The sequence below is a fragment of the [Clostridium] hylemonae DSM 15053 genome (assembly GCF_008281175.1).
GTDB lineage: Bacteria > Bacillota > Clostridia > Lachnospirales > Lachnospiraceae > Extibacter > Extibacter hylemonae.
In genome coordinates this window covers 2,464,398-2,487,687 of the sequence record NZ_CP036524.1, presented here as the reverse complement: position 1 = coordinate 2,487,687, position 23,290 = coordinate 2,464,398, and the positions used below count along the sequence as shown (strand labels likewise).

Sequence of the window (23,290 nt, the reverse complement as noted above, 5' to 3'; positions counted from 1 at the left end):
GAATAAATTCTCTAGTTGTTATTATATAGGAGAACGGGAAAAAAGAAAAGTTGTAATATCTATGTTCAGACGTTAAAATAATTAGAGACATTAAATTTGGCATCATGAAAGAGTGAATATAGATGAAAAGAATTGTATTAGGAATACTGGCACATGTGGATGCCGGTAAGACGACACTGTCGGAGAGCATGCTTTATTTAAGCGGCGCGGTCCGAAGGATGGGGCGTGTGGACCACAAAGACGCGTTTCTAGATACTTATGAGATGGAGAAGGAAAGAGGGATCACTATCTTTTCCAAACAGGCGGTGTTCCCTTTGGACGGTATGGAAGTGACACTGATGGACACGCCGGGGCATGTGGACTTTTCTGCGGAGATGGAGCGGACGCTTCAGGTGCTGGATTATGCGGTCCTCGTCGTGAGTGGCGCCGACGGGGTGCAGGGACATACGGAGACACTCTGGCGGCTTCTTGCCCGTTACCATATCCCGACCTTTGTGTTTATCAATAAGATGGACCAGGACGGGACGGAGAAAGAGAGGCTTCTGAAGGAACTCCAAGACAGACTCGGCGGGGAATGTGTGGATTTCAGTCCGGAAAGAGACATGGAAATATTCTATGAGCAGATCGCCATGTGCGATGAAGCGCTGCTGGAACAGTATCTGGCGGAGGAACGGGCCGGGGAGGAAGACATTGCCCGGCTTATCCGTGAGCGGAAGGTCTTTCCGTGCTTTTTCGGCTCTGCACTGAAAATGGCGGGGGTAGAGGAATTACTGCGGGGAATTGTGCAGTATACGCGGCAGCCGGTCTATTCGGAAGTATTCGGGGCAAAGGTGTATAAGATCGCCCGGGACAGCCAGGGGAGCCGCCTCACTTATATGAAGATCACCGGGGGCAGCCTCAGAGTCAAGGAGGTCGTTGAGGCGGGACACAGGGAGAGCGGCCGGGAGCCGTTCAGAGAGAAGGCGGATCAGATACGCATCTATTCCGGGGCGAAATATGAGACCGTACAGAAGGCGGAGGCCGGGATGGTGTGCGCGGTCACCGGTCTTACCGGAACATATCCGGGACAAGGGCTCGGGGCAGAGTCCGCGTCCGACATGCCGGTACTGGAACCGGTGCTTACTTACCGGCTCGTACTGCCGGACGGTACAGATGCACATACGATGCTTGCGGATCTGAGACTGCTGGAGGAAGAGGTGCCGGAGCTTCACACGGTATGGAAGGAACGTCTCGGTGAGATCCATGTGAATCTCATGGGAGAGGTTCAGATTGGAATTATCAGGCGGATCATTGAGGAACGGTTCGGTGTGGCCGTACAGTTTGATGCGGGAAGCATTGTATATAAAGAGACGATCCGCAGAGCAGCGGAAGGTGTGGGACACTTTGAACCGCTGCGTCATTATGCGGAAGTACATTTACTGATGGAGCCGCTGGAATCCGGCAGCGGCCTTGTCTTTGACAGTGCGGTAAGCGAGGATGAACTGGACGGGAACTGGCAGCGGCTCATACTGACCCATCTGGAGGAAAGGGAACATCCCGGGGTGCTGACCGGTTCTGCCATCACAGATATGAAGATAACTCTCATTGCCGGGAGGGGACACTTGAAGCATACCGAGGGGGGAGACTTCCGGCAGGCAACATACCGGGCGGTCCGCCAGGGGCTGAAAAAGGCGGAGAGTATTCTGCTGGAGCCTTATTATACATTCCGCCTGGAAGTGCCCGCTGAGTCAGTGGGACGAGCTATGTCTGATCTTCAGCGGATGAACGGAAGCTTTGAACCTCCAAAGATGTCAGGGGATATGTCTGTCCTTGAAGGAAGTGCGCCGGTGGCGTCCATGCGGGATTATCAGACAGAAGTGAACGCCTACACGAGAGGCCGGGGCAGACTATCCTGCATGCAGGGAGGATACCGTCCATGTCAAAACGCGGAGGAAATCATAACAGCGATCGGTTATGACTCTGAAAAAGACATAGAAAATCCTACCGGGTCAGTGTTCTGTGCGCACGGTGCAGGATTCGTCGTCAGCTGGGACAAGGTGGAAGAATATATGCATGTGGACAGCGGATGGCAGGGAGGTTCTTTGGAAGACGAGACAGCCAGGCCCGGGGACAGCCCGGAAAAGCGTCCTGCGGAACTTTCGGGCGCGCCTGCCTGCAGTGAAAAAGAACTGGAAGAAATATTTGTCCGCACCTATGGCCCCGTCAAAAGAAAAAGACCGTCAGAAAGACGCAGGACAGAAAGCAGTAACATTTCCGCCGCGGAGTACAGGCCGCCGAAGAAAAAACGGGAACAGGCGGAGGAATATCTGCTCGTGGACGGCTATAATATTATCTTTGCCTGGGATGAACTGAAAGAGCTGGCAAAGGTGAATATCATGAGCGCCAGAGACAAGCTTATGGATATTATGAGTAATTACCAGGGATTTCGCAGAATGACGCTCATACTCGTATTCGATGCATACAAGGTGGAGGGAAATCCGGGGTCTGTCTCTACGTATCATAATATCTACGTCGTGTATACGAAAGAAGCGGAGACAGCGGACCAGTATATAGAGAAGACTGTCCACGAGATCGGGCGGAAACATAATGTGACCGTTGCCACGTCAGATGCGCTGGAGCAGGTGATTATCCTTGGGCAGGGCGGAAGAAGGCTGTCTGCGGAAGGACTTCGGGAAGAGGTAGAACTGGCGATGCAGGAGATGAGAAGCGAGCATCTTAAAGAGAGCAGAAGTACCCGAAGCTACCTTTTTGATAATCTGCCGGATGAACTGGCGGACTATGTGGAAGAGCTGCGGATGGGGGAAGACTCTTCTGATTAAAGGGTATGGGTCTGCTGAACAGGGGGAAGGGTTAAGTGTTGTGTAAGCCTCTTTTACTTTAGTGCGAATGTGAAGTGAACATATAATTGCCGGGGGATTCGCACCAGAGAACAGGCTGTTTTGTCAGCAGCGAGGCCTGAAAGATGTGAATTGTGCTGTTATTAATTTGTGAAATTGTGCAGTCTGTATAGATGTAATTGGGGTTTTAAGTTATAATATGTATAGAATTGCTGTCTCCTTCCGCATGGAAGGAGTGGATTGAAATTGACCCGGGAGGAAATGGACCAAGTTCTGGAACGTCTCCTTCCGCATGGAAGGAGTGGATTGAAATATACCACCCCAGGCCTTCTTCCAATTGCCCGAAAGTCTCCTTCCGCATGGAAGGAGTGGATTGAAATATATTCCCCTGTATCGTCCAACAATGTGAATTTCGTCTCCTTCCGCATGGAAGGAGTGGATTGAAATCTTTTAGCGCGCTCTGATAATCATTGTATTTACGTCTCCTTCCGCATGGAAGGAGTGGATTGAAATTTTGATTACGTTATAGCGTGCGATCTGAGTTTCGTCTCCTTCCGCATGGAAGGAGTGGATTGAAATGGCACCTCAACCGCTATTTCTTCACGTTCCGCCTTGTCTCCTTCCGCATGGAAGGAGTGGATTGAAATCCCACAAATTTCCGTAAACTTCTGAGGATCTCCCGTCTCCTTCCGCATGGAAGGAGTGGATTGAAATATACAATTTTAAAAAAGGGCGTGGGAAGAGCAAGGTCTCCTTCCGCATGGAAGGAGTGGATTGAAATGCAACCGTATATAACTTGCTACATGTGGAAGCGGAGTCTCCTTCCGCATGGAAGGAGTGGATTGAAATATCATCGGGCATAGGAAAGACCTAGATTTTACTGTCTCCTTCCGCATGGAAGGAGTGGATTGAAATGTTAAATATTTTACAGGTTTAAAAGGAAAAACTGGTCTCCTTCCGCATGGAAGGAGCGGATTGAAATTGGAACACCTGCAGTCTTGCTCCAAGACCGATGAGTTTCCCTCCACATGGAAGGAATTGAAACCATCTGCCGACAGCCTTTGTCTCTGAGCTCCAGCAGCCTTCTTCCGTACGGAAGAACTGGATCGAAACAGCCGTCAGGCGGCAGATGTTTATTTTAATGCTCAGGTGGTTAAGAATAGAAGGCTGCCGGGGAATAAGTCTGAGAACAAAAGTCTTATTCCTTCGGCAGCCTTTACATATTATCTTATTTTGCAGCCTTGTCGGCAAAGTCGGTCGTTACGAGGTCGTCATATGGCGCCCGCTTATCAAGCTCATTGGCGTCTTCCAGTATATCCTGAAGAAGCTCAAAGCTTTTCTTTTCAAATACGAGATTGTCTTTCCATGTGTCCTGGTCATAGTATCTTGTCACGATAGTAGTGATAGTGTCCAGGTCTGTCTCTTTAAACTGAGGCGCGATGATGGAAGCAATTTCCTCAGGGGTGTGGGACTGTACATAGTCCATACCTTTCTGCAGTGCATTCGTGAAGCCCTGGATGATTTCCGGGTTTTTGTCGATATAGCTCTTCTTTGCGGAGAAAGCGGTGTACGGAACATAGCCGCTGTCGGTTCCGAGGGAAGCTACGACATACCCTTCGTTCTCTTTCTCAAGACTTGTCGCTCCTGGTTCAAATTCAACGGTGAAGTCGCCCTGGCCGCCCGAGAATGCTGCCGCGGTGGAACCAAAGTCAATGCTCTGGTCGATCTCCACATCCTTGGCCGGGTCGAGGTTGTTCTGACGCAGGATATACTCAAATACCATCTCCGGCATTCCGCCTTTACGTCCGCCGAGAACGAGCTTGCCTTTTAAGTCCTCCCACTTAAAGTCAGGCATCTCTTCCCGTGCGACAAGGAAGTTGCCGGCACGCTGGGTGAGCTGGGCGAAGTTTACGACATAGTCGTTGGCCCCTTCGTTGTACGTATAGATGGAAGCCTCAGAGCCCATGAAGCCGATATCGGCTTCACCGGAAAGTACGGCAGTCATCGTTTTGTCCGCGCCAAATCCGGTCACGAGATCCAGGTTGATTCCCTCGTCTTTGAAATATCCTTCTTCAATGGCAATATACATTGGAGCATAAAAAATGGAATGTGCCACTTCGTTAAGTGTTACATCCACTGTTTTCTGTTCTTTCGTCTCCCCGGCAGTCTCAGCCGCGTCTTTCGTATCCTTCTCCTCTTTGGAAGAGGAGCATGCGGCCAGCATGGTCATACCCATGACGGCCACAAGCAGAACTGCAAGTAATCGCTTTTTCATAAAATACCTCCTTGATTGCTAATGGTATAATATATTCTGAAAACGCGGATTCGTTACTGGGAATTTTGCGCGGAGGCTCCAATCTGGTTATATACGTTTACAGCATCCAGGATGTGAAACTGCTCTGTGTCGTGGTTTCCGTCGGCTTTGGCGGTCACGAGGATGTACTCTTTTCCGTTGACGTCTGCCAGACTTGCCAGACACAGACCGGCTTCCTTCGTATATCCTGTTTTTCCTCCGAGAATCTCCCCGCCGGTGACTTTCGCGGAAGACATATTTTCAAACATCGTACTGTAAAAGGTAAAGCCGCCGGGATGCTGGGCGGACGGGCGTGTGCTGTGCCGGCTGGCTGTAAATGCTTCCCGGAAATCATCATTTCCAAGGGCATATTTTAGGAGAAGGGCCAGGTCTTCCACAGTTGAATAATGTTCGTCGTCGTGCAGGCCTGTTGAATTGCAAAACTGTGTGTGCTCCATGCCCAACGCTTCCGCCTTCTTGTTCATCAATTTTACAAAGTCTTCCTCGGAACCGGCGATTTTATCGGCAAACGCAAGGCAGCATTCCGCTCCGGAGGGAAGCAGTATACCGTACAGAAGGTCTCTGAGACAGACAGCTTCGCCGGGCTCAAAACCGGCCATGGAAGCCTCTTCTGCATACAGGTTCTGAAAAAAATCATAAGGAAGTGTAATGATCTCGTCCAGATTTTCTGTCTTTTCTACTGCCAATATGGCAGTCATGATCTTGGTGAGTGAAGCCGGGTATATCGTGTCATCACTGTTGTTTCCGGCAATGGTTTTCCCGGTGTCCAGATCGACGAGCACAGCAGAGGGGCTGTACAGATTCTTCAGATCAACAGTCAGCGGGGAGGCGGAGGAGCCGTACGGACTTTCTGCGGCATTCCCTTTTTCCAGCATCAGGGGGGATAATATTTTTGCAGACAGAAATACGCATAAAAGGATGAGCGTGACAGCTGTCGCGGAAAGAAAGAGGCGTATTCTTTTTCTGCGCCGTCTTTTGTATTTTCTGCCTGGGAGCGGTTTTTTATATCGTCTGTTATTCATCGCATATACCTGCCTTTTCCTGTATGATCTTTGTTTCATATTTATTTTACCGGACAGAGAATGCCGGTACTTTAAGATTCCGCTGTTTATTTCCTAAGAAATGGTTAAGAAGGGGTGAGGCCCCGCTAATGGCAGGAGGGGAGGACGAGACAGAAGGTCGTCAGTTCATTTTCACTTTTTACGGTGATATTTCCGCCGTGCAAGGTGACGATCTCCTTTGCGATGGCAAGCCCCAATCCTGCGCCGCCTGCGTTTGTTGTGCGGGCTTCATCCAGCCGGAAAAACTTTTCAAAGATAGACGCCAGCTTCTGGGCCGGTATCGTCTTTCCTTTATTGCGGAAATATATCCATATGTCGTCCTCTCTGTTCTCGGCCCATATTTCCACAGGTGTGTTCGGATAACTGTAGGCGATGGCATTTTTCAGTATGTTATTGAATACCCGTGCCAGCTTTACGGCGTCCCCGTAAACAGTCATGTTTTCGCGGACTGTGAGCTGAGCTGTGTTGCCGCGGGAAGTGAGAAGAGGATAGAACTCATCCGTCATCTGGACGAGCATGTAGGAGAGGTCTATCGTTTCTTTTTCCAGTGAGATCTGCTGCAGGTTATAGCGGGTTATCTCAAAGAATTCGTTGGTGAGCTTCTCCAGGCGCCGGGCCTTGTCCAATGTGATCCTCACATATTTTTCTTTCTGTCCATCCGGCATATCCGGGGCTTCGTCAAGCAGGCTCAAGTATCCGATGACGGAAGTGAGGGGTGTTTTCAGATCATGGGCCAGATACGTGATCAGATCATTTTTGCGGGCGGCTTCTTCCTTGAGCAGCTGTTCGTGACGGTGCATGGTGGCTTTGATTTCTGCCATCTGCACAGAGAGTTCCGCGTAATCTTTCGGAAATATTTCTGTTGTGTCCTTATCCTGAAGCATATAGGCGCGCAGCATACGGCCCGTTTTCGTTATGGATCTTCTGACCTTTGTCCTCGCATAAAAATGGGCGGATGCGAGGATACTGACAAGCCAGAGGAATGCGGCACAGATGAGCAGGATAAGCAGAAGGGGTTTTAACTCAGACCACGCCGGACTGCGGACGACTGCATAGTGCCCGGCATCCGGAAGATATTCGTCGCGGGTGGACATGTAGTTCTTTTCAAACCAGTCCACGAAAGCGCCGTTCCATACGCTGTCTACGAGATAGTAGAGCGCGATGCACAGAACTGGTATCAGGAGAACTGCAGCGAGGATCTTAACGGATTTGGATGTGTCAGTTTTCAATTTTATATCCACACCCCCAGACTGTCTTTATATACTTTGGGTCCTCAAAGGAATCTCCCATCTTTTCCCGCAGGTGCCGTATATGGACGGTAATGGTGTTGTTGCTCTTGGTGAAATATTCGTCATTCCATATTTCGTGAAATAACTCTTCTGAGCTGACAACTTCTCCTTTTTTCCGGCACAGGATATGCAGAATAGAAAATTCAGTGGGAGTCAGGGAGAGAGGCTTCTCATTCAGGGTACATTCATGTGTCCTGACATTGATGACAAGTCCGGAATGAACGATGACATCCTCATCCGGCCCGGCGCCCGTGTTGTACCGTTTATATCTGCGCAGCTGGGCTTTGACTCTCGCCACCAGCTCCAGCGGCAGGAACGGCTTTGTGATATAGTCGTCCGCGCCCAGCGTCAGCCCTGTGATCTTATCGATTTCCCCGTCCTTTGCGGTCAGCATGATAACAGGATAGCGGTACTGTTCACGGATGTTCCGGCACAGTTCCAGTCCATCCATATCTGGCATCATAACATCCAATATTGCAAGATCCGGTGTTTCACTGCGGATACAGTCCAGAGCGTCCAGAGCATTATAGTGCTTGAATACCGTAAAGTTCTCATTTTGAAGGTAAAGCGCTACGAGGTCTGCGATCTCCTGTTCATCATCTACGATCAGTATTTTTTCGGCCATAACATTTGAACTCCTTTCATCTTTATTTTATCAGGCGAAAATTGAGACTTTATGGAGATTCACGCAAGATATTATTAAGATTCATATAAAAAAGACATCCCCCGGCTGCTCTGCAGCCGGGGGATGTCTCTGGAACAAAATGTGTATTTATACGGTCCGGTCATGATTGATCTCTTTGAAGAACAATGCGCGTATTTCATCCCGGTCACCGGTCTGTCCGAGGATCCACATCATCTTTGCCACGATGGCCTCCGTCGTCATATCACCTGCCTGGAGAATGCCGGGGTGTTCGCTGTATTTCTTGCCCACCTTGTATACATCCAGGTCGCAGCCTTCTTCCGGCACCTGAGTCGTGACGGCCAGCGTCTTTCCGGAATCGACCCATCCGAAGATCGCCTTTTCAAAGGAATCGTCATATTCAGGGATGCCGCCGATGCCGAAGGTCTCCAGGATAATGGCGTCGTACCGGCTGTTCAGCAGTTCAAAGATGTCTGCCTTCGCTTCCGGAGTCAGCTTCAGAACGAATACACGGTCATTCAGATGTGTGTACGTAACGAGCTCCTCCTCTGACGGAAGAGGGCCGCTATACTGCCGGACGATCCGGTCGTCGTGTATGACCGCCAGAAGCGGAAAATTCATACTCTCAAAGGCATCAAAGCTCCTTGTTCTCTGCTTGCGTCCTCTTGTCCCCGCCACGGCTTTGCCGTTAAATACGATAGAGACGTTGCAGGAACTGTCATCCAGCGCATAGAGAACACTCTGATAGACGTTCAGCTTGGCGTCGGTATACGGATTGCCCATAGGTTTCTGTGAGCCGGTGATGACGACAGGCTTCGGTGTGTTCTGGATGAGATAGGAAAGGGCGGCGGCAGTATACGCCATTGTGTCGGTTCCGTGCAGGATCACAAAGCCGTCATAGCTGCCGTAGCGTTCCATGATGGCATCGCGGATCTCCACCCACTGGCGGGGGCGCATATTCGTGCTGTCAATGTTCATGAGCTGAAGGATATCAAGCTCACATTTATCCTCGATCCCGGGAACAAAAGAAGCCAGCTCTTCCCCGGTCATAGCCGGGGTAAGGCCGTCAGCTCCTTCTTTGGAAGCGATGGTGCCTCCAGTTGCTATCATAAGTATCTTTTTCATTATTATTCAACCTCTCAATACATAATCCAATTCTACCTTACATTCGTTTGGAAAATGTGTCAAGAACAAAAGCTCAGCAGAGCACGATAACGCGCCGCGGCGTCGTCTGGGCAGGGATGCTTCTCGTTGAGGCGCTGTAGTATACGACCAGAAGCCGGCCCCCCAGGTCACAGTTAAAACGCTGTCCGTTGGAGGTGACGACATCGGTCGTCCCCGTCATGTTCAGCTGAAGGGAGCCGTCCTCGGAAGTCAGGTTTTCGTCGAAGTAGCCCGCGTACATATTTTCGTTTGGATTTTTTCGTCCGATGATGACAGCCCGGTACTGGGGCGGGAAAATGAGCGGTATAGCCAGATTTGCATCATAAAATGCAATCACGCTCATTCCCGGCCGCAGGCGCACTTCATTGATGACATAGGAGTCAGGACCTACTACAAAGTTGGTGATGCCGTCAGAATTGCGGATGGAAACAAGCAGTTCACAGCAGTTGTCGCGCATAGATGTGATATTCTGTACAATCCCCGTTACAGGGACAAGGTTCATATCAGCCATAATCAAACACTCCATTTTTGATTAATATATGCTGAGTTATTTTGTTTGTTCGTCTTTCTCCTCCGGCTTCAGGTTGGATGCCTTCCCGTTCGGAGGAAGGAAGTGGTACAGGTCTTCATACGACTCGAGTTCGCCTGTAGAAATGGGCTCGGACGGGATGAGTCCCGTACAGTCCCAGGATGATGCGGCGTTGGACAGGTAGTCATAGGAGTCGATCAGACGTTCGTTTTCTAAATCTTTTTTATCTTTCATGCTTAAGGATACCTCCTGTTTTACAATATTTATGGAATTGTTATGCTTAGAATATGTAAAAAGAGAAATGCACATACTGTATATTATTTCCATGGCGTCAATTTAAACAGAGATGCCGGGAACATTCTTCCGGCTCCTTTATTTGCGGTAGAAACAATATGAAAATTATGGTAGTATGGAGGTATCTTAAACGAACAGGAGTTTTTCAGATGGCAGAACAGAATATAAATATCGCGGTTGACACACATACACATACACTTGCGAGCGGACATGCCTACAACACGCTGCGCGAGATGGCCCGGATGGCGGCTGACAAGGGACTTTCCGGACTGGCGGTGACAGAGCACGCGCCGGAGATGCCGGGAACGTGCCACAGCTTTTATTTTCAGAATATGAGAGTCATTCCGAGAAATATGTACGGGATAGAGCTTCTCATGGGAGTGGAGCTGAACGTCATGGATGAAAATGGCAGCGTTGACCTGCCGGAATCTCTTATCCGTGAATTGGACATAGCCATAGCAAGTATCCACGTGCCATGTTATAAAGATGTGCTTGGCAGGGCGGAGATCACACAGACGTATATCAACGTGATGGAGAAGGATCATATTGACATCATAGGGCATCCTGACGACGGAAGGGTCCCTGTGGACTATGAAGTCCTTGTAAAGGAGGCAAAGCGGACCGGCACGCTGCTGGAGGTGAACAACTCTTCCCTGAGGCCGGGAGGATTCCGCCAGGATACGCGCCATAATGCCGCCTGCATGCTCAGATTGTGTAAGAAATATGAAACGATGGTGGTACTTGGCTCGGATGCCCATATGGACGTTGATATCGCCAACTGCAGATATTCGATGGAAGTGGTGGATGAGATCGGATTTCCGGAGGAACTTGTGGCCAACACATCGCTGGAAAAATTGAAGGCATGTCTAAAACGAAATAAAAAACTGTAGACTTTACGAATTTAGTGTGCTAAAATGTAACAGTAATGAATTCTGTTACGAAGGAGATAATAGTATGAGTAAAAAAATCAGGACTGAAGCAGTGGATTATCTGTTTAGTGCTATTTTAAGTCTGGATGATAAAGAAGAGTGCTATACTTTTTTCGAGGATATCTGTACCATCAATGAGCTGTTGTCACTGTCGCAGCGCTTTGAGGTGGCAAAGATGCTGAGGGAACATAAGACATATCTGGAGATCGCCGAGAAGACGGGGGCGTCTACCGCTACGATCAGCCGTGTGAACCGTTCCCTGAACTACGGAAATGACGGTTACGATATGGTGTTTGAGAGAATTAAAGAAGATAAATAAAAAGAAATAGAGCGGTCTGCTCTATTTCTTTTTATTCTCCGTGTCCGGCGCCGGCAGTTCATCTATCAGTTTTTCTATAAGCAGCTTTTTCACATAGACATCAAAGCTCAGGCTGCATATGAACGAGAAAAGCTGCAGGTAATCTCTTTCGTCCTCCGGTGCCTGGGAAAAGCTCTCCGCTGCAGTCCGGTGCGCTCTGGCCACCTCTTTCTGAAGGGAATCAATGCGCTCCTTTTCAGTCTGGCATATCTCTTCATAGATAGAAGTGAGGTCGAAACTGCTGTCATTGTCAAAATACTTTTCCGTGATCGGCGCCAGGAGCGTCTCTATATCTTTGATGGACAGGATATTTTTAAAGTAGTAGATAAAGATAAGAACAAGAATATGCTCCCTTGAATACTTCTTTTTCACCGGAGGCGGGAGAAGATTGTTCTTTGCATAGTTGTTGATCATGGTCTTTGTCAGGATCTTGTCTTCTGGAAAACGCTTCGTGGTGCTCAGTTCCTTTTCCATGAATGTAGTTACCTGGTCCATATATAATTCTATATTCGGAATGCTGTCGGGCCGCACGTAATCGATCCGTGAGATGCTCGATAATATACTGTTCAGCATATCTTTTGTATCAATCGTCATATTATTATCACCCCAATATAGCTATTATATAGTATTAAAAACTATATGGCAAGTATTTTCTCCTCTCTCCCCTTGACAGTCTGTGCTATGATTTAATTAACAATAAACATAAAGGAGCTGTGGAGGTATGTGCGGACGTTATTATGTAGACGACGAGACAGCCAGAGAGATAGAAAAGATCGTCAGGCAGCTGGATAGGAAGCTGCTCATTAAAGGAGAGATATACCCGGGGCAGAAGGCTTCGGTCATTGCCCGAAAGAAGGGGGAGGCCGTGCTGCGCCAGATGGAGTGGGGATATCCGGCCCCGCAGAACAAGGGGCTTGTCATCAACGCCAGAAGTGAAAGCGCCCTGCAGAAAAGGATGTTTTCCGAGAGTGTCATGAACCGCAGGTGTCTCATTCCCGCGGGATGGTTCTATGAATGGGACAGGGATAAGAACAAGATCACCTTTAAGCCGGAAGGAAGACAGGGCATGTTTCTGGCCGGTTTCTGGAAATATTTTTCAGAGGGAAACCGCTTTATCATCCTCACGACAAACGCCAATGCATCTGTCCGCTCCGTGCACGACCGGATGCCGCTCATTCTGGATGAAGAGAGGAGCAGGGCCTGGCTGGAAGATGAAAAGATGTACGGGCAGCTGCTCGGTCTTAAGCCGGATATCCGGCTGGAAAAAGAAGGTTTTATGCAGGAGAGCCTTCCGCTCTAGGCGCCAGAGGATGCAGAGGAAAAAATTCCCAGAGAAACCGAACGTAAGTTCTGATATACTTACAGTAAAAAGAAAGAGGTGTGAGTTATGTCAGAACAGATTATTTATCATATAGATGTAAACTCCGCCTTCCTTTCGTGGGAGGCGGTTTTTCGTCTTGGATTTCTCGGGGCGTCCGTAGACTTGAGAGACATACCGTCCGCCATCGGCGGAGACGTAAAGCAGAGGCACGGGATCATCCTGGCTAAATCTATTCCCGCGAAGGCATATGGAATTAAAACAGGAGAATCTATACCGGAGGCGAGGCAGAAATGCCCCGGCCTGTATATTGCCCCGCCCAATTACGGGCTGTATGAGAACTGTTCCCGGGCATTTACCAACATTTTAAAAGAGTATACGCCTGTGGTGGAGCAGTACAGCATCGACGAGGTATTCATGGATATGTCCGGTATGCAGAGGCTGTTTGGAGACCCGGTAAAGACAGCTTTTGATATTAAGGAGCGTATCCGCAGGGAACTGGGATTTACTGTAAATATCGGCGTCTCATCCAACAAGCTTCTGGCCAAGATGGCCTCTGACTTTAAGAAGCCTGACCGGGTCCACACACTGTTTCCGGAAGAAATAAAAACGAAGATGTGGAGGCTGCCGGTGAATGACCTGTTTTTCGTCGGGCGCGCCACCGCAAAGAAGCTGCATAAGCTCGGTGTATATACGATCGGACAGCTGGCAGGGGCGGATCCGGAACTGCTCAGAATGCATCTGAAATCTCACGGGGAAGTGATATGGAACTTTGCCAACGGAAGGGACTTTTCTATTGTGGAGGCGGCGCCCGTACCGAATAAAGGTTACGGGAACAGTACGACGACGCCCTTTGATGTGACAGACGCAGCGGCGGCCAAGCTTGTGCTTCTTGCGCTGGCGGAGACGATCGGGATGCGGCTCAGGAAAGACAGTGTAAAGATCCAGGTCATAAGCATCGGGATAAAAGACCGGGAGTTCCGGCAGATGTCTCATCAGACCGTACTGCCGGATCCGACGAATATCACAAAGGAGATATATGAGGTTTCCTGCCGTCTTTTTGAAGAACTGTGGGACCATGCGCCCATCCGGCATCTCGGCATACACACTGCCAGAGTGAAGGAGGAGGGCGAACTGAGGCAGCTGTCTTTATTTGACCATACGGATTACAGGAAGCTGGAGACATGGGACAGGACTATTGACCGGGTGCGGGGAAGATTCGGGATCGATGCGGTAAAGCGCGCGGCGTTTCTGGCTGTGCCGGAGATAGACCATCTGTCCGGAGGGGTGTCAAGAGAAAAACGGACGGTGGATTATGAGAAGCTTAAGATAGAGTAGGAGGGACAACAATGGCTTTTGGAATCGGTATAAATACGGAATCCCCGGACCGGGGGCCTGTGCGGGGGAGGCAGGAAGACGTCGCCTGCGGGTGCTGGTTTACGAGCAGAGGAAATATGTTTCCGAAGTTTATCAAATACCAGGACAGGGACGGAGTGATCCATTCCATATCCAACATAGAAGTGCTGTATTCGGAAAAGGAGAACTTCTGCGGTATCCCGATGGTATCGTACGCCTGCAGGACCGTATCGGAAGGGAAGGAGTATTTTTTCACGCTGCTGTTCCACCAGACAGACTGTAAATGGAAGATCGTCTGGAAGGGGGATGAATGAGAAAAGTATTGACAGGCTAATGAATACTAGCTACAATGGAGACAGGAAAAGCTAGTGTTTATTAGCCTGTTTGGACGAAGGAGGACGGTATATGCGGGAAAATGAGTTGGAAGCGTATTTGAGTAAAGGTGTGGAGCGGATCGTGCGTGGGATTCTAAGGGCGTCTGCGGAGAATCCGAAGGAAAGTCTGTTTATGTCCCGGTATGCGGTCTCGGTGCGTGAGGCAGGGAGGAGACGCACAAAGCTTGAGAGGGAAGGAGAGCACATTCCACCCTTTCTTATTGCCAGCATTACGAGCGCCTGCAACCTGCACTGCCAGGGATGCTATGCCCGGGCAAATGCAAGCTGCACGGACGGAGGCGGCCAGGCGCAGCTGACAGCTGCGCAGTGGGGAGAGATCTTCTGTCAGGCCGGGGAGCTGGGCGTTGCGTTTATTCTGCTTGCGGGGGGCGAGCCCCTTCTGCGCCGGGATGTACTGGCCGAGGCGGGGAGACACCGCAGGATACTGTTTCCCGTATTCACGAACGGGACGATGCTTGAGAACGCGTATATAAAGCTGTTCGATGAAAACCGCAATCTCATACCGATACTCAGTATAGAGGGGGCGGAAAAGCTGACGGATCAAAGGAGAGGAGACGGTGTCTATGCCGCCGTCCGGGCCGCTATGGAACGGATGGCGGAGAGCGGGATTCTGTTCGGCGCTTCTGTGACTGTCACGAAGGAAAATATGCGGGAAGTGCTGTCTGAGGACTTCACGGCGCATTTGGTCCGGCAGGGGTGCAGGGCGGTCATCTATGTCGAATACGTGCCGGCGGACAAGGGGACGGGATATCTGGCGCCGGGGGAAGCGGAGCGGGCGTATATGGAGCAGAGGATCGGTATATTGCGGGAAAGCTGCCGGGAGCAGCTGTTTCTGTCCTTTCCCGGGGATGAGAAGAGTTCCGGCGGCTGTCTGGCAGCGGGAAGAGGATTTTTCCACATCAACGCAGAAGGCGGGGCGGAACCGTGTCCTTTTTCCCCGTTCTCGGACACGGACCTTTTACATACAAGTCTGCGTGAGGCGCTGCGTTCCCCGTTTTTTGTGCGGCTGAGGACAGAGGGACTGCTGACCGCGGAGCACACCGGAGGGTGCGTATTGTTTGAACAGGAGCAGGCCGTAAAAGAGTGCCTGTGAGGAGGAAGCTATGAGGACAAAAGAGCGGATCATAGAAGAGGCGCTTACCTTATTTTCCACAAAGGGATATGAGGGGACGAGCGTAAAGAATATTGCGGAAGCTGTAGGAATAAAAGACAGTTCATTGTACAAACACTATAAGAGTAAAAAGGAAATCTTTGACACGATCGTGCAGGAGATGTCTTCCAGAATGGAGCGCATGTCACAGACACTCGGCCTTCCCGATGAGGCGGATATGGAGCGGGCGGCAAGGATATACGGAGATCTGACGACGGAGGGCCTCATTCAGCTGAGCAGACAGATATTTCTGTTCTACCTGAAAGATGAGTTTGCGGCCCGTTTCCGGCGTATGCTGACGATAGAGCAGTACCGGACGAAGGAGATATACGGCGTGTACCGAAAATTGTTCATGGAAGACAGTATCGCGTACCAGACGGCCCTGTTCCGGGAAATGACACGCTGGGGCGTGCTGAAGGAGGCAGATCCGGCTGCCATGGCCATGAATTTTTATGCCCCGGTGTTTTTCCTGCTGAACAAATACGACCAGGAGCCGGAGCGGGAGGCGGAAGCGTTTCTGGAGCTGGAACGGCATGTGCGGGAGTTTGCCAGGATATATGCACGCTCAGAGGAGGGAAATGATGCAGAAGAGACTTAAGACATCTGTGAAGGCGGCGGCAGCCATAGCCGCGGCCGCGGCTGCGGACTTTGCCGCGCTGCGGATCTTTCTGAATATGGCGGTGGAGCGCAGATGCCGCTTCTTCAAAAGCCAGGATGACAGGAAGAAGCCGTGCCGGGAGGAGATCCGCCGGGGGATGGACTGGCTTGATAAGCAGAGGAGCGAGACGGTCACAGTAAAAAGCTTTGACGGGCTGAAGCTGAAAGGGCATTATATAGAAGCCCGGGATGCCGGGCGGATCGTAGTCATGTTCCACGGGTGGCGCGGTACGTGGAAGCATGACTTTGGGGCGTGCGCAAGGGAACTGTACGAAGAAGGCAGCAGTCTTCTTCTGCCGGAGCAGCGTGCCCAGGGAGAAAGCGAGGGTACTTATATGGGCTTCGGCATACTGGAGCGGCACGACTGCCACACGTGGCTTGACTGGGTAGAGGAGCACAACAAAGAGAATGTGCCCGTGTACCTCTACGGCGTATCTATGGGAGCCGCCACGGTGCTCATGGCGGCAGGGGAAAGGCTACCGGAATGTGTAAAGGGCATTATAGCGGACTGCGGCTTTTCCCGTCCCGGCGATATGGTGCTGAACTTTGGCCAGAAACATTTCCGCCTCGTAGGCACACGTACAGTGAAGCGGCTGACACGGCGGTGCAGAAGAAAAGCAGGTTTCGGATTCGACGACTATTCCGCGCCGGAGGCGATGGAGAACTGTACTGTGCCGGTGCTGTTCATACACGGAAAGGCGGACACCTTTGTGCCATGTGAGATGACGCTGCACAATTATGAGGCGTGCAGGAGCAGGAAGCGCCTCCTGCTCGTGGACGGCGCAGAGCACTGCGAAAGCTATCTGAAAGACCGCGGGGCATACATGGAGGCGGTGCACTGGCTCTGGGAGCAAAATGACGGGAATTCGGCAGAGAAATAAAGCCTCTTTCGGGAAATGTGACAAAAATAAAATTTCTCCTTACATGGGTGTTCCTACATCTGGTAAAATATACTTGTTCGGGCGGAAAAAAGAATATTGCATGAGATAGAAATGGTAGTGAAGATTATGTGATCGTAATTGTAACGAAAGTTATGAATCATGTCTTCGCTGCTTTTTTTCTGCCGGAAGATGAGAAAAGAGAGGAGAACAGAATAAATGAGTCAGAATGTAAACGAGTATCTTGTACAGGAACCGGTAGGCAGATTAATGCTGAAGTTTTCAGTTCCGTGCATTATGTCGCTGCTTGTGTCAGCGCTTTATAATATTGTGGACCAGATATTTATAGGAAGGGGTGTCGGGTATCTCGGGAACGGGGCGACAAATGTCGTATTCCCGATCACTGTGATCGCGCTGGCACTGGCGCTGCTCGTGGGAGATGGCTGCGCCGCCTGCCTGAGCATCTGCCAGGGAATGAAGAATGCAGAAGGCGCCCACAAAAGCGTAGGCAGCGCGGTCGTGATGATCACGGCGGGCGGACTGCTGCTGACAATGATCTTCCTTCTTGTGAAGGAACCAATGCTGGCCGGATTCGGGGCAACAGAGAACAATATCGCGTACGCGGAGGAATATTTTCAGTATATTATAATAGGCATCCCTTTCTTTATGTTTGCCAATGCGATGAATTCGATCATACGCGCGGACGGAAGTCCCCAGTTTGCCATGCTGTCAACACTTGCAGGGTGTATGATCAATGTGGTGCTGGATCCGGTGGCAATATTCGTCCTGCACTGGGGAATGATGGGAGCTGCTGTGGCGACCGTTGCAGGGCAGGCAGTGTCGGCCCTGCTGGCAGTATACTATTTATTTCATACAAAGTCTTTCCGGCTTCAAAAGTCCAGCTTCCGTCTGTCTGCCGGACTACTGAAAAAAACACTGCCTCTTGGTATCAGCAGCTTCCTGACGCAGGTGTCCATCGTGGCAATCATGATCGTGATGAATAATGTGCTTGTCTTCTATGGGGCAAGGTCTAAATATGGCGCGGATATTCCGCTGACGGTTGTGGGGATCGTGATGAAAGTGTTCCAGATCGTCATCTCTGTTGTGGTAGGAATCGCCGCAGGGGCCCAGCCGATCGTAGGATATAACTACGGGGCAGGGCTTTACGGGAGAGTAAAGGAGATATTCAAAAAGATGATGCTGGCAGAACTGGCGGTGGGTATCGTGTCCTGTATCGGTTTCGAGTGCTTTCCGCTTAAGATCATTGGATTATTCGGGAGTGAGAACGGGTTATATAATGAATTTGCAGTGCTGTCCTTCCGGGTGTTTCTCGGGATGATCATTCTGTGCTGCCTGCAGAAGTCAGCCAGTATTTTCCTGCAGTCGCTCGGCAAACCGGTGTTGTCCATGTCATTGTCGCTGCTGAGAGATTTTGTGCTGAGCGTGCCGCTTGCCCTTATACTGCCGGGAATATTTGGAGTGACCGGGGCGCTGTATTCTGCCCCGGCGGCTGATATCGTGTCCTTTGCAGCGGCGGTCTTCTGTATATATCACGTGTTCCGGGAGATGAAGACAGAAGAAAGGAAAAAAGAAAAATCTCTAAAAACTTCCGTATGTCTTTCCATTCTCGAGTGATACGCCTTTTGCGGCCGCCATCTCGCTTATCGTCACGAGCTGGTAGCCCTGTCTCGTAAGCTCTGGTATGACGGCCAGGGCGGCGTCCACGCTGAAGGAATGGATGTCGTGCAGGAGAATGACGGCGCCGTCACCTGCGGAAGCGCGGATAGACTCGACCGTTGCCTGTGTATCTTTTGTCTTCCAGTCGAGGGTGTCTACGGACCAGAGGATCATGGGCATTCCGGCGCTGGCTCTCACCTTGTCGTTGATGGCGCCGTAAGGAGGCCGGAGGACATCAGCGGGCTGGCCGCATATGTTCTGAATGGCCGCGTTCGTATCCCCGATCTGTTTCTTAATCTTTTCCGGTTTCAGCTTTGTGAGGTCCGGGTGGTTGTACGAGTGATTGCCGAGCTCACAGCCTGTCTCCAGCATTTTCTTTATGGCGTCAGGGTATTTCGGCACATTCATTCCCTGCATAAAAAATGTGGCGTGTGCGTTATAACGTTCCAGCACTCCGAGCAGTTCCTGCGTACGCTCTCCGGGGCCGTCGTCGAAGGTGAGGGCGATCATGGGCCTGTCCGGCTGCACGGCGGCATCGCTTTTGGCCGTGAGTTTTCCGTCCTTGTCAAAAGTACAGAGCTTCAGTCCGATCTGGCGCTGTCCGGTCACCATGTCGCCGTTCTCATCAAAGTAATATGTATTTCCCCTGGAGGTGAGAAAATCACCTGCCATATATGCTCCGCTGTTCAGCTTGAACTTCCTGCCGTCCCATGCTCCGAGTTTATTTTTTACGATAAGATCTCCGTCCTGTATGTCAAGCTTAAGCCGGGAGGCCCATTTTTCTTTCAGCTGTTTTTTAAAATCTTCATTCAGGACGATCTTGACCGGATATGTATTGTCGACGGCCGGGTCCGCATTGCAGGAGAAGGTATAGTATTTGCCGGAATTAAGCTCATTGATAAAATCTTTTACAGTGAGCTTTCTTTTTTTATCCAGCATCTTATCCGGATTTTTGCCATTGTATACCGCAGTTGCCTTAAGCGTGGGCAGTTCCTCTCCCTGTGTGATCTCGGCTTTATTCAGTTTTAACGTGATGTCTATAGGCTGGGTGTATGCGCGGACGGTTAAAAATGCTGCTGACACGAGCAGGACAGCGGCGGCGCAGCCGGCTGCTATCTTGAGATTCCGGTACAGTTTCAGCTTCCTGCGGCGTCTGGAAATATGTCCGCTGTGCGTGTGAGAATGTGTGTTGTTTGTCTGTTGTTCCATCTATATCCCCTCATTAAGTTATTATAATATCCTGTAATCCTACTATAGCATAATTTGTCGCAATATGACGAATGAAAACAGTAAGAAACTATTAATATTTTCTGAATGTCTTCCTTGCACTTCGCGGGCAAAGAACTTATAATGGAAACAGACTTTTGTGAAGGGAATCTATACGATGAGATCAAGTGTATTATGCTATAATCTGAAAGGTACAAAAAAGGGAAAACAGATCGCCATGATATTTGGCTTTCTTGGCTATAAGGTCCGGCATGTGGAAAAAGAAGAATATATGCTGCCGGTCGGAGCGCTGGCGGGGACGGACAAAGCGGAGGATGCCGCTTCGGTCTGTGCAGAGGACGGGTTTTCTGACGAGATGCTTGTCATCAACGCCGCCTCGGAAGATATGATGGACAAGGCTTTGTTTCTCATGCGCAAGGAAGGGATCAAAATAGGACTGAAGGCGATGCTCACTCCCTCTAACCGGGAGTGGACGTCTATTGCGCTGCATGATGAGATCCAGAAAGAACATGAATATATGAAAGAAATGGAAAGGAATAAGAAAGATTGAGCATCTACGAGACATTAAATGAACAGCAGCAGGAAGCGGTATATCATACAGAAGGGCCGCTTCTTATACTGGCAGGGGCCGGTTCCGGTAAGACACGGGTCCTGACCCACAGAATTGCTTATCTGATAGAAGAAAAAGGAGTCAATCCATGGAACATTCTGGCGATCACATTTACGAACAAGGCCGCGGGAGAGATGCGGGAACGTGTGGACAATATCGTCGGCTTCGGTTCAGAGAGTATATGGGTCAGCACATTCCACAGCACATGTGTGAGGATCCTGCGCCGCCATATCGACAAGCTGGGCTATGACACGAACTTTACCATCTATGACAGTGACGATCAGAAGACGCTGATGAAGGATGTGTGCAGGCTGCTCCAAATCGACACGAAGATATATAAAGAGCGCACGCTGCTGGGCGCGGTCTCCTCTGCAAAGGATGAGCTTATCACTCCGGAGGAATACCGCATACGCGCGGAGGGAGATTACAACAAGCAGAAGATCGCGCAGGTCTATGAAGAGTATGAGAAGCAGCTGCGCGCCAACAACGCGCTGGACTTTGACGATCTGCTCGTGAAGACGGTACAGTTGTTCCAGACACAGGCGGATATTCTGGACTACTACCAGGAACGGTTCCGGTACATCATGGTGGATGAGTATCAGGATACGAACACGGTGCAGTTCGAGCTCATACGGATCCTGGCTTCCAAATACAGGAACCTGTGTGTCGTGGGAGATGACGACCAGTCTATCTATAAGTTCCGCGGCGCGAATATCAAGAATATACTGAACTTTGAGCAGGTGTATGAAGATGCGAAAGTGATCAAGCTGGAGCAGAACTACCGCTCAACGAGCAATATCCTCAATGCGGCGAACGCGGTCATCCGCAACAATTACGGCAGGAAGGACAAGACACTCTGGACGGACAACGGAGAGGGAGACAAGATCCACTTCCGACAGTTCGACTCCGCTTACGATGAGGCAGAGTATATCGTCGGAGATATCCGGGAACAGGTAGATAGCGGAGGCTGTACATATAACGACAATGCCATCCTGTACCGGACAAATGCCCAGTCGCGTATGTTTGAAGAAAAGTTTGTGACGGCCAATATCCCCTATAAAGTCGTGGGCGGCGTCAACTTTTATGCCAGAAGAGAGATCAAGGACTTGCTTTCTTATCTGAAGACAGTAGATAACGGACAGGATGATCTGGCGGTGCGCAGGATCGTCAATGTCCCGAAGCGCGGCATCGGGCTTACGAGCATCAACCGGGTGCAGGAATATGCTTCCAGCCGAGGTATCGGTTTCTATGAGGCGCTTTGCGCGGTGGACCTGATACCGAATATCGGAAGAGGAGCGTCAAGGCTGGAGTCCTTTGTGGCGCTCATCGAACATTTCAAGACAGATGCCCGGGAGATGTCCATCTCCGACCTGATGCAGGAGATCATAGATGAGACTGGGTACATTGAGAGCCTGCAGGCAGAGGACAGCATAGAGGCAGAGACACGTATCGAAAATATCGACGAGCTCATGAGCAAGATCGCCGCTTATGAGGAAGCGTGCGAGGAGTCAAACGAACCGGTGACTTTGAGCGGATTCCTGGAGGAAGTTGCGCTTGTGGCAGATATTGACAGTCTCGATGAGAGCAGTGACTATGTGGTGCTCATGACGCTGCACAGCGCCAAGGGACTGGAATTTCCGCGGGTGTATCTGGCGGGTCTTGAGGACGGCATTTTCCCGAGTTACATGACAATAACGGCGGACGACCCGGAGGAAGTGGAGGAAGAACGTCGCCTCTGTTATGTGGGGATCACGCGGGCGAAGGAAGAGCTGACGCTCACCTGCGCCAGAAGACGGATGATCCGCGGGGAGACACAGTACAATAAGATGTCCCGGTTCCTGAAAGAGATACCGATGGATCTGCTCGCAACGGGGGCAGTGTTTGAAAAGGAAGAAGAACCGCCGCGGCAGGGCGCGTACGCCCAGGCGAGACAGACATTCCGCACAAAGGCGTTTGGAGGCGCGGCCAGGCCGGTCAGGCAGTTTGCCGTCTCCGACGGGAGCGGACCGGGCTACGGGGTAGGCGACCGGGTGCGCCATATCAAGTTCGGGGCAGGAACGGTTACGGCCATAACAGAAGGCGGAAGAGACTATGAAGTGACGGTGGATTTTGACGGCCCCGGCACGAAAAAAATGTTTGCAACATTTGCCAGGCTGGAAAAGATATAAATGGATAAAAGTTGGCAATTTTGGCATAAATATATAGTAATCTCAAATTGATAGTGTTATAATAAAGTCAATAATCGAACTTGCGTTGACAAGCAGGAGAAAGGATGTGGGAGCATGAGTAAGGTAGAGGATTTTATTGCAGCAACGAAGTTAAGCGAGCTGGTTAATAAGAAGGAAGATGACAAGCACTGTAAGACAGTTCTCTGGGTACTTGCCATTGTAGGTGCAGTAGCTGCCGTTGCGGGAATAGCATATGCTGTATATTGTTTCTTTACACCAGATTATCTGGAGGATTTTGAAGAAGATTTTGAGGATGATTTTGATGATAATTTCTTCAATGACGAAGATCAGGTATAGAAGAACAATATTGATACGAAAAGAGAGAAGCGGGCTGGAGACATCAGGTTATCCTGCCTGCTTTTTATGTGATAGAGGA

At 50.3% G+C, this 23,290-nt stretch carries 22 protein-coding genes and 1 CRISPR repeat array; of the genes, 13 read left to right on the top strand and 9 right to left on the bottom strand.

All coding sequences use genetic code 11. The features are described 5' to 3' along the window. Positions 1 to 122: 122 nt before the first annotated feature. Positions 123 to 2,819 (top strand): translation factor GTPase family protein, encoded by a 2,697-nt coding sequence (locus LAJLEIBI_RS11565; protein ID WP_006442249.1) that lies wholly within the window; start codon positions 123 to 125, stop codon positions 2,817 to 2,819. Positions 2,820 to 3,051: 232 nt separating this feature from the next. Beyond that, a CRISPR array of direct repeats spans positions 3,052 to 3,819; the repeat unit is 33 nt; unit sequence GTCTCCTTCCGCATGGAAGGAGTGGATTGAAAT. Positions 3,820 to 4,065: 246 nt separating this feature from the next. Here the strand turns inward: LAJLEIBI_RS11565 and LAJLEIBI_RS11560 are convergent. The 7 genes from LAJLEIBI_RS11560 to LAJLEIBI_RS11530 all read right to left on the bottom strand — a co-directional run bounded on the left by LAJLEIBI_RS11560 (position 4,066) and on the right by LAJLEIBI_RS11530 (position 10,071). Beyond that, a complete protein-coding gene (locus LAJLEIBI_RS11560; protein WP_006442244.1) occupies positions 4,066 to 5,112 on the bottom strand; it encodes an ABC transporter substrate-binding protein in 1,047 nt (348 codons plus the stop codon). Between the two features lie 53 nt (positions 5,113 to 5,165). Then, positions 5,166 to 6,026, bottom strand: a complete 861-nt coding sequence (locus LAJLEIBI_RS11555; RefSeq protein WP_227054964.1) for a D-alanyl-D-alanine carboxypeptidase family protein — start codon at positions 6,024 to 6,026, stop codon at positions 5,166 to 5,168. 272 nt (positions 6,027 to 6,298) lie between these two features. Further along, on the bottom strand, positions 6,299 to 7,453 hold the full coding sequence (locus LAJLEIBI_RS11550; protein ID WP_006442242.1) for a sensor histidine kinase: 1,155 nt from the start codon (positions 7,451 to 7,453) through the stop codon (positions 6,299 to 6,301). Next, a complete protein-coding gene (gene vanR, locus LAJLEIBI_RS11545; RefSeq protein WP_006442241.1) occupies positions 7,431 to 8,126 on the bottom strand; it encodes a VanR-ABDEGLN family response regulator transcription factor in 696 nt (231 codons plus the stop codon). The genes LAJLEIBI_RS11550 and vanR overlap by 23 nt, the downstream gene beginning before the upstream one ends. 147 nt (positions 8,127 to 8,273) lie before the next feature. Further along, the gene (locus LAJLEIBI_RS11540; protein ID WP_006442240.1) at positions 8,274 to 9,269 is read right to left on the bottom strand and encodes an asparaginase; all 996 of its coding nucleotides are present in this window, start codon (positions 9,267 to 9,269) and stop codon (positions 8,274 to 8,276) included. Positions 9,270 to 9,342: 73 nt separating this feature from the next. Next, complete coding sequence (locus LAJLEIBI_RS11535) at positions 9,343 to 9,819, bottom strand: hypothetical protein (RefSeq protein WP_040434741.1); 477 nt, start codon at positions 9,817 to 9,819, stop codon at positions 9,343 to 9,345. A 36-nt stretch (positions 9,820 to 9,855) separates the two neighbouring features. Further along, positions 9,856 to 10,071, bottom strand: coding sequence for a hypothetical protein (locus LAJLEIBI_RS11530; RefSeq protein ID WP_040434740.1), 216 nt, complete (start codon positions 10,069 to 10,071; stop codon positions 9,856 to 9,858). A gap of 224 nt (positions 10,072 to 10,295) precedes the next feature. Between LAJLEIBI_RS11530 and LAJLEIBI_RS11525 the strand changes: the two genes are divergently transcribed. Both LAJLEIBI_RS11525 and LAJLEIBI_RS11520 read left to right on the top strand, forming a co-directional pair. After that, positions 10,296 to 11,021 carry a phosphatase gene (locus LAJLEIBI_RS11525; RefSeq protein WP_040435387.1) on the top strand — a complete coding sequence of 242 codons (726 nt, stop codon included), beginning with the start codon at positions 10,296 to 10,298 and terminating at the stop codon, positions 11,019 to 11,021. 64 nt (positions 11,022 to 11,085) lie between these two features. After that, on the top strand, positions 11,086 to 11,379 hold the full coding sequence (locus LAJLEIBI_RS11520) for a YerC/YecD family TrpR-related protein (protein ID WP_006442236.1): 294 nt from the start codon (positions 11,086 to 11,088) through the stop codon (positions 11,377 to 11,379). Positions 11,380 to 11,400: 21 nt separating this feature from the next. Here LAJLEIBI_RS11520 and LAJLEIBI_RS11515 read toward each other — a convergent pair whose 3' ends face one another. Next, the gene (locus tag LAJLEIBI_RS11515) at positions 11,401 to 12,012 is read right to left on the bottom strand and encodes a DUF1836 domain-containing protein (protein WP_006442235.1); all 612 of its coding nucleotides are present in this window, start codon (positions 12,010 to 12,012) and stop codon (positions 11,401 to 11,403) included. A gap of 127 nt (positions 12,013 to 12,139) precedes the next feature. Between LAJLEIBI_RS11515 and LAJLEIBI_RS11510 the strand changes: the two genes are divergently transcribed. The 7 genes from LAJLEIBI_RS11510 (at position 12,140) to LAJLEIBI_RS11480 (ending at position 18,807) form a co-directional block, all read left to right on the top strand. After that, positions 12,140 to 12,718, top strand: coding sequence for an SOS response-associated peptidase (locus tag LAJLEIBI_RS11510; RefSeq protein WP_006442234.1), 579 nt, complete (start codon positions 12,140 to 12,142; stop codon positions 12,716 to 12,718). An 87-nt stretch (positions 12,719 to 12,805) separates the two neighbouring features. Then, a complete protein-coding gene (locus LAJLEIBI_RS11505; RefSeq protein ID WP_006442233.1) occupies positions 12,806 to 14,074 on the top strand; it encodes a DNA polymerase Y family protein in 1,269 nt (422 codons plus the stop codon). Between the two features lie 11 nt (positions 14,075 to 14,085). Beyond that, positions 14,086 to 14,406 (top strand): hypothetical protein, encoded by a 321-nt coding sequence (locus LAJLEIBI_RS11500; protein ID WP_006442232.1) that lies wholly within the window; start codon positions 14,086 to 14,088, stop codon positions 14,404 to 14,406. Positions 14,407 to 14,497: 91 nt separating this feature from the next. Next, complete coding sequence (locus tag LAJLEIBI_RS11495; protein WP_006442231.1) at positions 14,498 to 15,580, top strand: radical SAM/SPASM domain-containing protein; 1,083 nt, start codon at positions 14,498 to 14,500, stop codon at positions 15,578 to 15,580. A 10-nt stretch (positions 15,581 to 15,590) separates the two neighbouring features. Then, a complete protein-coding gene (locus LAJLEIBI_RS11490; protein ID WP_006442230.1) occupies positions 15,591 to 16,235 on the top strand; it encodes a TetR/AcrR family transcriptional regulator in 645 nt (214 codons plus the stop codon). Next, on the top strand, positions 16,216 to 17,175 hold the full coding sequence (locus LAJLEIBI_RS11485) for an alpha/beta hydrolase (RefSeq protein WP_006442229.1): 960 nt from the start codon (positions 16,216 to 16,218) through the stop codon (positions 17,173 to 17,175). Before LAJLEIBI_RS11490 ends, LAJLEIBI_RS11485 begins: the two co-directional genes overlap by 20 nt. A gap of 216 nt (positions 17,176 to 17,391) precedes the next feature. Then, complete coding sequence (locus tag LAJLEIBI_RS11480; RefSeq protein ID WP_006442227.1) at positions 17,392 to 18,807, top strand: MATE family efflux transporter; 1,416 nt, start codon at positions 17,392 to 17,394, stop codon at positions 18,805 to 18,807. Here LAJLEIBI_RS11480 and LAJLEIBI_RS11475 read toward each other — a convergent pair. Continuing rightward, positions 18,772 to 20,058, bottom strand: a complete 1,287-nt coding sequence (locus LAJLEIBI_RS11475; RefSeq protein ID WP_006442226.1) for a polysaccharide deacetylase family protein — start codon at positions 20,056 to 20,058, stop codon at positions 18,772 to 18,774. The two genes, LAJLEIBI_RS11480 and LAJLEIBI_RS11475, sit on opposite strands and share 36 nt — an antisense overlap. A gap of 175 nt (positions 20,059 to 20,233) precedes the next feature. Here LAJLEIBI_RS11475 and LAJLEIBI_RS11470 point away from each other — a divergent pair, with 175 nt between their 5' ends. The 3 genes from LAJLEIBI_RS11470 to LAJLEIBI_RS11460 all read left to right on the top strand — a co-directional run bounded on the left by LAJLEIBI_RS11470 (position 20,234) and on the right by LAJLEIBI_RS11460 (position 23,211). Next, positions 20,234 to 20,626, top strand: coding sequence for a DUF3783 domain-containing protein (locus tag LAJLEIBI_RS11470; RefSeq protein ID WP_006442225.1), 393 nt, complete (start codon positions 20,234 to 20,236; stop codon positions 20,624 to 20,626). After that, entirely contained in the window at positions 20,623 to 22,854 is a 2,232-nt protein-coding gene (gene pcrA, locus LAJLEIBI_RS11465; protein WP_006442224.1) for a DNA helicase PcrA, read from the top strand. The genes LAJLEIBI_RS11470 and pcrA overlap by 4 nt, the downstream gene beginning before the upstream one ends. A 114-nt stretch (positions 22,855 to 22,968) precedes the next feature. Further along, entirely contained in the window at positions 22,969 to 23,211 is a 243-nt protein-coding gene (locus LAJLEIBI_RS11460; protein WP_006442223.1) for a hypothetical protein, read from the top strand. The last annotated feature ends 79 nt before the right edge of the window (positions 23,212 to 23,290 follow it).

What these genes read in the sequence shown, in the direction of transcription:
- LAJLEIBI_RS11565 (WP_006442249.1), top strand. Translation starts at nt 123, where the DNA reads ATGAAAAGAATTGTATTAGGAATACTGGCACATGTGGATGCCGGTAAG.
- LAJLEIBI_RS11560 (WP_006442244.1), bottom strand. Translation starts at nt 5,112, where the DNA reads ATGAAAAAGCGATTACTTGCAGTTCTGCTTGTGGCCGTCATGGGTATG.
- LAJLEIBI_RS11555 (WP_227054964.1), bottom strand. Translation starts at nt 6,026, where the DNA reads ATGCTGGAAAAAGGGAATGCCGCAGAAAGTCCGTACGGCTCCTCCGCC.
- vanR (WP_006442241.1), bottom strand. Translation starts at nt 8,126, where the DNA reads ATGGCCGAAAAAATACTGATCGTAGATGATGAACAGGAGATCGCAGAC.
- LAJLEIBI_RS11540 (WP_006442240.1), bottom strand. Translation starts at nt 9,269, where the DNA reads ATGAAAAAGATACTTATGATAGCAACTGGAGGCACCATCGCTTCCAAA.
- LAJLEIBI_RS11535 (WP_040434741.1), bottom strand. Translation starts at nt 9,819, where the DNA reads ATGGCTGATATGAACCTTGTCCCTGTAACGGGGATTGTACAGAATATC.
- LAJLEIBI_RS11530 (WP_040434740.1), bottom strand. Translation starts at nt 10,071, where the DNA reads ATGAAAGATAAAAAAGATTTAGAAAACGAACGTCTGATCGACTCCTAT.
- LAJLEIBI_RS11520 (WP_006442236.1), top strand. Translation starts at nt 11,086, where the DNA reads ATGAGTAAAAAAATCAGGACTGAAGCAGTGGATTATCTGTTTAGTGCT.
- LAJLEIBI_RS11515 (WP_006442235.1), bottom strand. Translation starts at nt 12,012, where the DNA reads ATGACGATTGATACAAAAGATATGCTGAACAGTATATTATCGAGCATC.
- LAJLEIBI_RS11510 (WP_006442234.1), top strand. Translation starts at nt 12,140, where the DNA reads ATGTGCGGACGTTATTATGTAGACGACGAGACAGCCAGAGAGATAGAA.
- LAJLEIBI_RS11505 (WP_006442233.1), top strand. Translation starts at nt 12,806, where the DNA reads ATGTCAGAACAGATTATTTATCATATAGATGTAAACTCCGCCTTCCTT.
- LAJLEIBI_RS11500 (WP_006442232.1), top strand. Translation starts at nt 14,086, where the DNA reads ATGGCTTTTGGAATCGGTATAAATACGGAATCCCCGGACCGGGGGCCT.
- LAJLEIBI_RS11495 (WP_006442231.1), top strand. Translation starts at nt 14,498, where the DNA reads ATGCGGGAAAATGAGTTGGAAGCGTATTTGAGTAAAGGTGTGGAGCGG.
- LAJLEIBI_RS11490 (WP_006442230.1), top strand. Translation starts at nt 15,591, where the DNA reads ATGAGGACAAAAGAGCGGATCATAGAAGAGGCGCTTACCTTATTTTCC.
- LAJLEIBI_RS11485 (WP_006442229.1), top strand. Translation starts at nt 16,216, where the DNA reads ATGATGCAGAAGAGACTTAAGACATCTGTGAAGGCGGCGGCAGCCATA.
- LAJLEIBI_RS11480 (WP_006442227.1), top strand. Translation starts at nt 17,392, where the DNA reads ATGAGTCAGAATGTAAACGAGTATCTTGTACAGGAACCGGTAGGCAGA.
- LAJLEIBI_RS11475 (WP_006442226.1), bottom strand. Translation starts at nt 20,058, where the DNA reads ATGGAACAACAGACAAACAACACACATTCTCACACGCACAGCGGACAT.
- LAJLEIBI_RS11470 (WP_006442225.1), top strand. Translation starts at nt 20,234, where the DNA reads ATGAGATCAAGTGTATTATGCTATAATCTGAAAGGTACAAAAAAGGGA.
- LAJLEIBI_RS11460 (WP_006442223.1), top strand. Translation starts at nt 22,969, where the DNA reads ATGAGTAAGGTAGAGGATTTTATTGCAGCAACGAAGTTAAGCGAGCTG.